The organism is Spirillospora sp. NPDC046719 (genome assembly GCF_040645715.1).
Classification (GTDB): Bacteria; Actinomycetota; Actinomycetes; order Streptosporangiales; family Streptosporangiaceae; genus Spirillospora.
In genome coordinates this window covers 1-10,976 of sequence record NZ_JBEYYT010000330.1, presented here as the reverse complement: position 1 = coordinate 10,976, position 10,976 = coordinate 1, and the positions used below count along the sequence as shown (strand labels likewise).

The window sequence follows — 10,976 nt, the reverse complement described above, 5'->3', positions numbered from 1 at the left end:
GCGGCTCCGGCGGTGCGGGGCCGCGGGTACGCTGCGCTCCGGCATCGGCCGCCGGGAGGAGGGAACCCGATGAGCCAGAGCCTCGGACGCGGGCTGAGCATCCTGATCGAGCTCGGCGACGGCCCGCGCAACCTGGACGAGCTGGCCGGCCGGCTCGGCGTCCACAAGACGACCGTCCTGCGGCTGCTGCGCACGCTGGAGGCCGAGCGCTTCGTGCGCCGCGACGAGAACCACCGCTTCCACCTCGGCGCGCGGCTCGGGGAGCTCGCCGCGCTCGCCGACGCCCCCGGCCGTCCCGGCGCCCGCGACGTGCGCGCCGACGCGACGCCGCACCTGGCGCGGCTGAACGCGGCGACCGGCGGCGCGGCCCGCCTGGTCACCGGCCCGCCCGCGCTGCTCGACGACCTGGCGCGCGCGGGCGCGCCCGGCCGCTACGCCGCCGCGCCGGTCCGCGACGCGGCGGGAGACGTGGTGGCGGCGGTGACCGTCCCGGACGGCGGCGACCTCACCGGCCTGCTCGCGACCGCGGACGCCATCTCCGCCGACTACGGCCGTCCGGCGGCCGCCGGCCCGCCCGGGTGAGGACGCCCGCCGCGACGAGTTCGAGCGTGATGAGCACCGCGATGACCTCGATGGCGAGCAGCCCGATGAGCACCAGCAGCTGCGTCGCGCCCGCCTGGACGGGGTCGGCGCCGCCGAGCAGCACGCCGACGAACGCGCCGGGCAGCGTGACGAGCCCGACCGTCCGGGTCTGGTCGAGCACGGGGAACAGCGCGAGCGCGGCGGCCGGGCGGCACACCTCCATCGCCGCGTCCCGCGGCATCAGCCCGAGCGCGAGCCCGCCCTCGTACTCGCCGCGCCGCGTGGCCAGCTCGTCGAGCGCGCGCCGCCCGGTCAGCCCGGTCGCCGACATGGCGCCGCCGATGAAGATGCCGGCGATCGGCAGCACCGACACGGTGCGGAACGGGACGAGCCGCGACGCGAGCAGCAGCGCGAGGACGGGCGCGACGCCCGCGACGATCGGCAGCGCGGTCGTCCATGCGCCGGCGCGCAGCGCGCCGGTGATGCGGCGGCCCGCCGTCACCACGGCGATGACCACCATGCCGGCGATGAACGCGGCCGTGTAGCCGGCGTCGCGCAGCACCGCCGCGATCAGCGCGGACACCGCCGCGAGCTGCACCGTCGCGCGCACGGCGACGACCACCAGGTCCCGTCCGAGACCGAGCCGGCCGAACCGCGCGAGCGCCGCCGCGGCCACCGCGAGCGAGCCCAGGACGATCGCCAGGAGTGGTCCGACCGCGGGCCCCGCGCTCATCCCCACCCCCCGGACCAAACGATCTTCTGTAACTGCTCTTCCCATTTGAGTCGATTGTGATCCGCAAGGCCGCTCAAGGACGCGAAAAGCCCGATAGCGTGGGACTTGTGGAGGACGTGGAGGCAGGCGGGACGTCCCGCCGCAGAGCGCTCTGGCTGATGGGGGCCGCCGCCGTCGGCCTCACCGCGATCGGCGCGGACGAGGCGCATCCGTCCCATGGGGCGCGCGCCTCGGCGAAGCCGTCCGTGCCCATGCCGCGGGCCCGGCCCGTCATCCATCCGAAGCCGACGCCGACGCCGTCCCCGACGCCGACGCCGCGCCCCGCGTCGTGGACCACGGCGCGGCTGACCGCGCTGGAGACGCCCGTCCGCGAGCTGACGCAGCTGTCCCCGGCGCCGCCGCCGAAGACGATCGCGCTCACCATCGACGACGGCCCGCATCCGGAGTACACGCCGAAGGTGCTCGACCTGCTGGCCGAGCACGAGATCCACGCGACCTTCTTCATGATCGGCGAGCAGGTGAAGGAGTGGCCGAAGCTGGTGCGCCGGGTCGCCGCCGCCGGCCACCAGATCTGCAACCACACCGAGACGCACCCCATCACCATCGCGGGCCTGCCGAGGAAGCGGGTCAAGAAGGAGATGATGCAGGCGCGCGACCGGATCGCCGACACCACCGGCATCGAGCCGCAGTTCTTCCGCTCGCCGGGCGGCGCGTGGTCGAAGACGATCCTGGAGCTCGTCGCCGAGCACAACATGCTGCCGATCGACTGGGCGGTCGACCCGCGCGACTGGTCCCGGCCGGGCGTCGGGCACATCCGCCGGACGATGCTGCGCGGCAAGGCCGGCAACATCATGCTGTGCCACGACGGCGGCGGTGACCGCTCGCAGACCATCGCGGCGCTGCGCAAGGTCATCCCGAAGATGAAGAAGCGCGGCCTCACCTTCGTCGCGCTCTAGCGCACGGCGGCGGGCGGGCGGAGGCCGGCGAACAGGTCGTCCTCCGGCAGCGGCGTCTCGACGTGCGAGCGGGCGAGCCGGTAGTCCTCGGTGGGCCAGACCTCCCGCTCGACGTCGCGCGGGTGCAGCATGAACCCGGCGTGCGGGTCGACCTGCGTGGCGTGGGCGAGGAGGGCCCGGTCCCGGACGGGGAAGTACTCCGCGCACGGGACGCGCGTGGTGATCTCCAGAGGTGCGGCGCCGTCGGGCCATTCCGCGAGCACCGGCCCCATCGGCGACTCCAGGCCGCGTGCGAGCATCCCGTCGTGCAGCGCCTGGAACCAGTCGCGCGAGAACGCGCCCTGGTAGTACAGCTTCGCCGGCCGCCATGGACGTCCCGTCCCGGGGTAGCGCTCCGGGTCCGCGGCGGCGTCGAACGCCTCCGCCGTGACCTCGTGCGTCTTGATGTGGTCGGGGTGCGGGTACCCGCCGGTCTCGTCGTAGGTGACCACGACGTGCGGGCGGAACTCGCGGATGAGCGCGACGAGCGGGCGCGCCGCGTCCGCGAGCGGCTCCAGCGCGAAGCAGCCCGCCGGCAGCGCCTCGCCGTCGCCCGGCAGGCCCGAGTCGGTGAAGCCGAGGAACCGCTGCCGGACGCCGAGGATCCGCCGCGCCGCCTCCATCTCGCGGCGCCGGATCGCGGGCAGGTCCGCGCGGACCTCCGGCCGGTCGAGCGCCGGGTTGAGGACGCTGCCGCGCTCCCCGCCCGTGCAGGTCGCGACCAGGACGTCCGCGCCCTCGGCGGCGTACTTGGCGAGCGTCGCGGCGCCCTTGCTCGACTCGTCGTCCGGGTGGGCGTGGACGGTCAGCAGCCGCGGCCGCTCTTCGCGGGTGATGCGCAGGTTCATGCGCGCTCCTTCCGGGAGTCGCGGGAGGGGTAGAAGAAGGCGGGGATCAGCGTCAGGGCGGACAGCCCGACCACCCACCAGAACGTGGCGCCGTACGCGGCGGCCGGTGCGTGGTGGCCGAGCGAGCGCTGCAGGACGACGGCCAGCACCGCGGTGCCGAGCGAGCCCCCGACCCGGTTGACGGTGTTGACGGCTCCGGCGGCGCGGGCGGTCTCGTCCGGGCGGACGCTCGCGTAGACGGCCGCCATGCCGGGCGCCATCACGAGGGCGAGGCCCGCGCCGCGCAGCATCAGCGACAGCACCAGCAGCCAGCCCGCCGGGTGCGAGCCGACCTGCGTGAACGCGACCGTCCCGGCGACGGTGACGGCGATCCCGGTGAGAATCAGCGGGCGCGGCGCCATCCGGTCGGCCAGCCGCGACGCGAGGAGCGTCACGACGGCGGTGGCGAGGGCCTGCGGCGCGAGCAGCAGCCCGGCGTCCAGCGCGGACACGTGCTCGACCTGCTGGTAGTAGAGCGGGAGCAGGAGCATGGAGCTGTAGAGCGCGGCGCCCTGCAGGAACGAGTTGGCCGTCGCGACCGCGAAGCCGCGCCGGGCGAACAGGCCGAGGTCGATCAGCGCCGCGCCGCGGCGGCGCAGGGCGTGGACACCGTATCCGGCGAGCAGGACCGTCCCGGCGGCGAGCGGGACGGCGACGCGGGCCGCGCCGAACCCGGCCGTCCCGACCTCGGAGAAGCCGTAGACGACGGCGGCGAGGCCGGGCGACAGCAGGGCGAGGCCGCGGACGTCCAGCCGCCGCGCCGCCCCGGCGGCGGCGCCGGCGAACGCGGGGACGTACCGGGCCGCGAGCACCAGCGTGAGCAGGCCGAGCGGGACGTTCACCAGGAACATCCAGCGCCAGTCGAGCCGCTCGACGATGAGCCCGCCGAGCACCGGCCCGAGGACGGGCGCGAACGTCAGCGGCAGGACGGTGACGCCGAAGACCCGGCCGAGCCGCTTCGGCCCGGCGGCCCGCACGACGATCGACTGGCCGATCGGCTGGATCAGCCCGCCGCCGATCCCCTGGAGCACCCGGAACGCGATCAGGCTCCCGGCCGACCAGGCGAGCCCGCACAGCGCGGACCCGGCGGTGAACAGCGCGACGGACGTCATCCACATCGTCCGCGCGCCGAACCGGTCGCTCGCCCAGCCGGCGAGCGGCATCACCATCGAGATCGCCAGCAGGTACCCGGCGGACACCCACTGCAGGGTCGTGACGGGGCCGCCGAGGTCGCGGGCGACCGCGTCCAGGCCGACGCCGACGATCGTCGTGTCGAGCAGGGCGAGGATCGGCCCGAGGACCAGCACGAACGACGTCTTCAGCAGCGCCGGGTCGAGCCGTTCCGGGGCGGCGGCCGGCGCGGCGGGCGCGCGGGAGGGCGCGGTCATGGACACCTCCAAGTAAGTAGGTCGAACCGAACTTTAGGCTCAGTCCACTTACTTGGTCAAGGCTATTTTTAGCCTCAACCTAGTTTTGGATCGGTGCAGACGAGCGCCTCCCGCTGGCAAGTCGCGGTCAACCGATGGCGGCCGGGGAGCGGGGTCCCTAGGATCGCGATGATCTCCATCGAGCCAGAGGGGTTCCCGCGTGCACGGCCCTCCGCCCTCCCCGTTCCCCGAGCCCTATCGCGGCCCGTACCAGGGCCCCGCGCACCCGGCTCCACCACCGCACCCGGCGCCGTACACGCCGTATGCGCCATACGGGACGTATGAGCCACCCGGGCCGTCCGGGCCCGCGAGCGAGGCGGCACCCCGCGGCCGGCGGCTGCTGGCCTGGTCGATCGACGCCGCGATCCTGGTCGGCGTGGCCGTGCTGCTCGCGGGCGTGACATGGGGGCGGCTGCAGTCCTACGTCGCCGAGGACCTGCCGCGCAAGGCATTGTCGGCGGGGTTCGAGCTGCTGGTGTCCGGCGGGAGCGTGGCGAAGGCCGCGGGCGAGCTCGGCGCGGGGGCCTGGGGCACGTTCGTCACCGCCGTCGAGCAGGCCCTGCTGCTGCTCGTCCTCGCGGAACTGCTCCACCAGTTCGTCGGGCTCGCCTGGACCGGGCGGACGGCCGGGAAGGCCGCGATGGACCTGCGCGTCCGGCACGCCTCCGCGGAGGCCGGTCCTGGCAAGGGCCGCGCGCTGCGCCGGGCGCTGCTCACGACCGCGTCGGGCACCGGCCTCTACGCGCTCGCCTGGGTGCTCCTTCTCGAGGGCCTGTTCTTCTTCGCCGTCCTGCTGTGGACGCTCGCGGTCCTCGCCTTCCTGGCCAACAGCCTGCCCGCGCTCGCCGGCCGGCGGCGGCGCACGCTCGCCGACCTCGTGGGCGGCACCGTCGTCATGCGGGCGGGCGCCTACCGGCGCGCCGCGGCGGCCGCGCGGCAGGGCGCCGTCATCGCGTGGGACGGCGCCCAGGCCGCGGGGCAGGTGGTGGGGCAGGCCGCCCGCGACAACGCCGCGCGGCTCGCCCAGCACGAGCGCGTGCAGCAGGCGATCGAGTCCGAGCGGGCCGAGCGGCTGCGGGAACTCGGCCGGCAGTCCGCCGGGAAGCTGCGCGAGGTCGCGGCGAGCGAGCGCGCGCAGCAGGTGCAGGACGCGGGCAAGCGGTTCGGCGGCCGCATCCGGGACGCCTACCAGGAGCGCAGGGCGGGCCGTGCCGTCGAGCAACCGGCACAGCCCGCCCTACCCCCGCCCCCGCCGGCCCTCCCGCAACCGGCCTTCCCGCCGCCCCCGGCCCAGCAACCGGTACAGCAGCCGGCCCCGCCGCCGCAGCAGCCTCCGTACGGCCATCCCGCGCCGGACGACGCGTTCCGGCAGCCGTACGAGCAGCCGCCGCCCGGCTAGGGCCGGCCGAGGAGGGCTAGGGGACCGGGACGGCGGGCGGCGCCGATGCCGGGACGGGCGCGGCCTCGCCGTGCGAGACCCGCGGCAGCCACCCCAGCCAGCGCGGCAGGTACCAGTTCGCGCGGCCGAGCAGCGCCATCACGGCGGGCAGCAGCACGATCCGGACGACGGTCGCGTCGATCAGCACCGCCACCGCCAGGCCGACGCCGAGCTGCTTGAAGTCCTGCATCGACAGCGTCCCGAAGATCGCGAACGTGGCGACCATGATGACGGCGGCGCTGGTCACGACCCCGGCGGTGGCGCGGACGCCCTCGCCGACCGCGCGGGCGGTGTCGAGCCCCCGGTCCCGGGCCTCGCGGATCCGCGACACCACGAACACGTGGTAGTCCATCGACAGCCCGAACAGCACCACGAACACGAACAGCGGGATCCACGACTCCAGCGCGCCCGCGCCCCGCGTCCCGACCAGCGAGTCCCCCCAGCCGTGCTGGAACACCGCGACCATCACCCCGTACGCGGCGCCCACCGACAGCAGGTTCAGGCCGATCGCGGTCAGCGCGATGACGGGGGACCGGAAGAACACCAGCATCAGCAGGAACGTGACGCCCATGACGAACAGGAACACCGGCACGATCGCGTGCCTGAGCTGCGCGTTGTAGTCGGTGGACCAGGCGAGCTGCCCGCTCACCGGCGCGTCCGCGACCCGTCCGACGGTCTGCGGGACGATCGTGTCCCGCAGCGTCCGCAGCGCGTGCTTCGAGGCGGCGTCCGACCCGGAGCCGGCGAGCGGCACCTCGATCTCCGCGACGTTCGCCTTCCGGTGCACGGTCACCTCGATCGGCGCGTTCATCTCGCCGGACGCGAGGGCGCGCCGCTTCAGCTCCCCGATCGCCGCCTTCACCTGCGGGGCGTCGATGTCGCGGGCCTTCACCACGACGTTCGCGGGCGCCGGGTTGCCGGGGAACGCCTTGTTCAGCTCCGTGTAGGTCCGCGCGATCCGCTCGCCGGGCGGGACCTGCTGGTCGATGCCGAGCTTCGCGGTCTTCATGCCGAGCGCGGGCGCCGCCAGCGCCAGCAGCAGCCCCGCCGACAGCACCGCCGCGATCCCGGGACGCGCCAGGACGGGCTTGAGCAGCGTCCCCACGACCCCGGCTCGCTCACCGCGACGACCGGCGCGCTCACCGCGGCCCGCTCCGCGCCGGCGCGGCAGCCGGATCCGGCCGAACTCCACCTTGTCGCCGAGCAGCGACAGCAGCGCGGGCAGCACCGTCACCGAGCCGAGCATCGCGATGCACACGACCAGGATCGTCGCGACCGCGAATCCCTTGAACAGCAGCAGCCCGGACAGGAACATCCCGGACATCGCGATCATGACGGTGACGCCGGAGACCAGCACGGACCGTCCCGAGGTGGCCGCGGCGATCGCCAGCGCGGCCTCCCGGTCCCGGCCGCGGCGCCGCTCCTCGCGCTCACGCTGCAGGTAGAACAGGCAGTAGTCGACGCCGACGGCGAGGCCCATCAGCAGCATCACCGAGTTCGTCGTGTCGTCCACGTGCACCGCGTGGCTGGCGACGGCCAGCAGCCCGCCCGCCGCGAGGTAGGCGGTGAACGCCAGCACCACCGGCAGGACGGCGGCGAGCAGCGCGCCGAACGCGACGAGCAGGATCCCGATCGCCAGCGGCACCGCCGTCATCTCGGCGCGCTTGAAGTCCTTGCCGAGCGCGTTGTCGAACCAGGCGCCCGCCGTCGCGCCGCCGAACTCGCCGATCGTCACCCCCGGGTTGTCGCGCTGCGCCTTCGCGACCGCGCCCTCGACGGCGGGCAGCGGGTCGGGCGCGCCGTCCGGCGCCTTCTTCAGCGTGAACTGGACGATCACGTGCCGCCGGTCCCGCGCGACCGTGTCCGGCCGCAGGTCCGTGATCTTCCCGGTGGCCCGCACGTTCGCCCGGACGGCCGCGACGGCGCGGGCCGTCTCCGGCGCCCCCGCGGGCCCGGTGACCAGCACGGTCTCCGAGTCGGGGTCGTCGATGCCCGCGTCGTCGATGATCTTCTCGGCGTGCGCCGACCGTCCGGCGCCCTGCTCGTGCTCGGCCATCGTGGTCTGGCCCGCCGCGCCGCCCAGCACCGAGGCCAGGACGACGAACAGCAGCCAGCCGAGGACGGCCGCCATCCGGTGCCGCGCGCTCCAGCCGCCGAGCGCGGCGGCGAGGTTCCTTCTCATGGGAGTCCCCTGGGGGTCGTCGGTGCGGGGTGACACCAAGAAGCCAATAGGGGCGGCGGCCCCGCCGACATGGCCCTGAACACCGTCCAGGGGTGTATCCAGGTACACCCCTCGTCCGGGTTGCGGGCACACTGTGCTGGACGGACGCCGGCCGGAGACTGGACGCACGACGGCAGGCGACGACCGGAGGAACACGGTGAACGAGCACGCGGTGAGCGAACGCCCGGTGAGCGAGGCCCCCTGGCAGCGGCGGCTGAAGACGCCCTGGCGCGGGCTCGGGCTGTGGTTCCTGGGGATCCCGGCGACCTTCGTGGGCCTGTGGTTCATCACGGTCATCTCGCTGATCTCGAGCTTCGTGGGGATCCTGCTGTTCCCGTCCGCGACGATGGCGCTGCGCAAGCAGCTCGACGTGTACCGCGACAAGATCGAGCGCTGGACGGGCCACCGGATCGAGCGGCCGTACCTCCCCGAGCCCGCGCCTGAGCCCGGGGTCAAGGGCGCGGTGCGCCGCTTCATGGCGCTCGCCTCCGACCCCGCCACCTGGCGGGACTACCTGTGGGTGGCCGCCGACCCGTTCGTCGCGCTGTTCACCGCGGCGCTGCCCGGCATGCTCATCCTGTACGGGCTGTGGGGGTACGCCGTCGCGACGTTCGCCGGCGACATGATCGGCCACTACGGCGGCAGCGACTGGTACGCCTACATCCACGTCACCGACGGCTACGGCCGCGACGCCGGACGGGTCGGCTCGACGCTGGTCGTCGCCACGCTGTGCGTCGTCGCCGGTCACCTGCTCGGCCCGGCGATGATGCGGGTGTACGGGCGGTGGGGCAAGGCCGTCCTCGGCCCGACCGAGAAGTCCCGGCTCGCGCTGCGCGTCCAGCACCTCACCGAGACCCGCTCCGACGCGGTGGACGCGTCCGCCGCCGAGCTGCGCCGCATCGAGCGCGACCTGCACGACGGCGCGCAGGCCCGGCTCGTCGCGATGGGCATGAGCCTCGGCGCGATCGAGCACCTGCTCGACAAGGACCCCGAGAAGGCGCGGATCCTGCTGGCGCAGACCCGCGAGTCGTCCGCGAAGGCGCTGCACGAGCTGCGCGACCTCGTCCGCGGCATCCACCCGCCGGTGCTCGCCGACCGCGGCATCGGCGACGCGGTGAAGGCGCTCGCCCTCGACCACCCGCTGCACGTCGAGGTCAGCGCCGACCTGCCGGCCCGCCCCGAGCCGCCGGTCGAGTCCGCCGCCTACTTCGCGGTGTCGGAGATCCTCACCAACGCGGCCAAGCACTCCGGCGCGTCCCGCGTCTGGGTCGACATGCGGCACGAGCGGGGCATGCTGCGCATCACCGTCACCGACGACGGGCACGGCGGCGCGTCCCTGGCCGGCGGCACCGGGCTGCGCGGGATCGAGCGGCGGATCGGTACATTCGACGGCGTGCTCGCCCTCAACTCCCCCGTGGGCGGCCCGACCATCGTCACGCTGGAGCTGCCGTGCGCGTTGTCCTCGCCGAAGACCTCGCCCTCCTGAGAGAGGGCCTCGTCAGCCTCCTGGAGACGCACGGCTTCGAGATCGCCGACGCCGTCGACAACGGGCCCTCGCTGCTGAAGGCACTGGTCGACCACCGCCCGGACGTGGCGGTGGTCGACGTGCGCCTGCCGCCGTCCTTCACCGACGAGGGCCTGCAGGCGGCGCTGGAGGCGCGCCGCCGGATCCCGGGCCTGCCGGTGCTGGTGCTGTCGCAGTACGTCGAGCAGCTGTACGCCCGGGAGCTGCTCGCCGACGGCACCGGCGGCATCGGCTACCTGCTGAAGGACCGGGTGTTCGACACCGCCCAGTTCGTCGACGCGGTCCGCCGGGTCGCCTCCGGCGGCACCGCGATGGACCCCGAGGTCATCTCCCGGCTGGTCGCCAGCGGCACCCGCGACACCCCGCTGGGCCGGCTCACCCCCCGCGAGACCGAGGTGCTGGAGCTGATGGCGCAGGGCCGCTCGAACGCGGCGATCGCGGAGCGGCTGGTCGTGACCGAGCGCGCCGTCACCAAGCACACCGCGAACATCTTCGCCAAGCTCGACCTGCCCGTCACCGACGACACCAACCGCCGCGTCCTCGCCGTCCTGGCCTACCTCAACCACTGACGGAGCGGACTACCGGGGCCCCCGCGCGGTGAACTATGTTGCTCGGGCGAAAAGGGGCCCTTGGGAGGGCGCGATGAAGGTGATCCTGGTCCTGCTCTGCCTGGCGATCGCGGGCCGCGAGCTCTACCTGGCGTTCGACCGCAGGCGGCGGGCCGGCGCACCGGAGATCGCCGACATCCGCACCCAGCTCACCGCGCTCAAGGACACCCGCGACGAGCTGGAGCACTTCCGCTCCGCGCAGCGCGAGCGGCTGGAGCGGCTCACCGCCGAGCGGACCGCGGAGCTGGCGCCGCTCGCCGCCGGGCAGGACCGGCTGGCCGAGTCGCTGCGCGAGACCGACGACCGGATCGGCTCGCTGGTCGCGCAGATCAACGACCGGATGGTGCCGGAGGTCAACGAGCGGCTGAACCGCCAGAAGGCGGACCTCGAACGGCTCGCCGCGGACGTCGCCGCGCTCCGCGCGCACCTGGTCGCGCGGCTCGACCAGGCCGTCGCCGCGTCGCTCGGCGCGGAGCCCGCCGACCTCGTCGCCGCGTCCCTCACCGCCGCGCCCGACGCCGCCCGCGCCGCGCTGGCCGGCCCGTTCGAGCGGTTCCTCG

Annotated in this window: 9 protein-coding genes and 1 pseudogene; 6 read left to right on the top strand and 4 right to left on the bottom strand. The window is 74.6% G+C overall.

From position 1 onward, the window contains the following. The first annotated feature begins 69 nt into the window (after positions 1-69). The gene (locus ABZ914_RS37475) at positions 70-582 is read left to right on the top strand and encodes a helix-turn-helix domain-containing protein (protein ID WP_500199125.1); all 513 of its coding nucleotides are present in this window, start codon (positions 70-72) and stop codon (positions 580-582) included. Here the strand turns inward: ABZ914_RS37475 and ABZ914_RS37470 are convergent. Next, on the bottom strand, positions 506-1,315 hold the full coding sequence (locus tag ABZ914_RS37470) for an ABC transporter permease (RefSeq protein ID WP_500199124.1): 810 nt from the start codon (positions 1,313-1,315) through the stop codon (positions 506-508). The two genes, ABZ914_RS37475 and ABZ914_RS37470, sit on opposite strands and share 77 nt — an antisense overlap. A gap of 107 nt (positions 1,316-1,422) precedes the next feature. Here ABZ914_RS37470 and ABZ914_RS37465 point away from each other — a divergent pair, with 107 nt between their 5' ends. Continuing rightward, on the top strand, positions 1,423-2,271 hold the full coding sequence (locus ABZ914_RS37465; RefSeq protein ID WP_387027972.1) for a polysaccharide deacetylase family protein: 849 nt from the start codon (positions 1,423-1,425) through the stop codon (positions 2,269-2,271). Here ABZ914_RS37465 and mca read toward each other — a convergent pair. Together mca and ABZ914_RS37455 are read right to left on the bottom strand one after the other, a co-directional pair. After that, the gene (mca, locus tag ABZ914_RS37460; RefSeq protein WP_500199122.1) at positions 2,268-3,158 is read right to left on the bottom strand and encodes a mycothiol conjugate amidase Mca; all 891 of its coding nucleotides are present in this window, start codon (positions 3,156-3,158) and stop codon (positions 2,268-2,270) included. The genes ABZ914_RS37465 and mca overlap by 4 nt on opposite strands. Beyond that, complete coding sequence (locus ABZ914_RS37455) at positions 3,155-4,585, bottom strand: MDR family MFS transporter (protein ID WP_500199121.1); 1,431 nt, start codon at positions 4,583-4,585, stop codon at positions 3,155-3,157. The genes mca and ABZ914_RS37455 overlap by 4 nt, the downstream gene beginning before the upstream one ends. Positions 4,586-4,784: 199 nt before the next feature. Here ABZ914_RS37455 and ABZ914_RS37450 point away from each other — a divergent pair, with 199 nt between their 5' ends. Beyond that, entirely contained in the window at positions 4,785-6,023 is a 1,239-nt protein-coding gene (locus ABZ914_RS37450; RefSeq protein ID WP_500199120.1) for an RDD family protein, read from the top strand. Between the two features lie 16 nt (positions 6,024-6,039). Here ABZ914_RS37450 and ABZ914_RS37445 read toward each other — a convergent pair whose 3' ends face one another. Further along, positions 6,040-8,244 (bottom strand): MMPL family transporter, encoded by a 2,205-nt coding sequence (locus ABZ914_RS37445; protein WP_500199118.1) that lies wholly within the window; start codon positions 8,242-8,244, stop codon positions 6,040-6,042. Between the two features lie 196 nt (positions 8,245-8,440). Here ABZ914_RS37445 and ABZ914_RS37440 point away from each other — a divergent pair, with 196 nt between their 5' ends. The 3 genes and pseudogenes from ABZ914_RS37440 to ABZ914_RS37430 all read left to right on the top strand — a co-directional run. Then, entirely contained in the window at positions 8,441-9,769 is a 1,329-nt protein-coding gene (locus ABZ914_RS37440) for a sensor histidine kinase (RefSeq protein WP_500199116.1), read from the top strand. After that, positions 9,733-10,377 (top strand): LuxR C-terminal-related transcriptional regulator, encoded by a 645-nt coding sequence (locus ABZ914_RS37435; protein WP_190865405.1) that lies wholly within the window; start codon positions 9,733-9,735, stop codon positions 10,375-10,377. Before ABZ914_RS37440 ends, ABZ914_RS37435 begins: the two co-directional genes overlap by 37 nt. A gap of 73 nt (positions 10,378-10,450) precedes the next feature. After that, positions 10,451-10,976 (top strand): annotated as a pseudogene (locus ABZ914_RS37430) (hypothetical protein); the annotation flags it as partial.

Excerpts from the sequence above, each read along its gene's own strand:
- ABZ914_RS37475 (WP_500199125.1), top strand. The coding sequence starts at position 70 with ATGAGCCAGAGCCTCGGACGCGGGCTGAGCATCCTGATCGAGCTCGGC.
- ABZ914_RS37470 (WP_500199124.1), bottom strand. The coding sequence starts at position 1,315 with ATGAGCGCGGGGCCCGCGGTCGGACCACTCCTGGCGATCGTCCTGGGC.
- mca (WP_500199122.1), bottom strand. The coding sequence starts at position 3,158 with ATGAACCTGCGCATCACCCGCGAAGAGCGGCCGCGGCTGCTGACCGTC.
- ABZ914_RS37455 (WP_500199121.1), bottom strand. The coding sequence starts at position 4,585 with ATGACCGCGCCCTCCCGCGCGCCCGCCGCGCCGGCCGCCGCCCCGGAA.
- ABZ914_RS37445 (WP_500199118.1), bottom strand. The coding sequence starts at position 8,244 with ATGAGAAGGAACCTCGCCGCCGCGCTCGGCGGCTGGAGCGCGCGGCAC.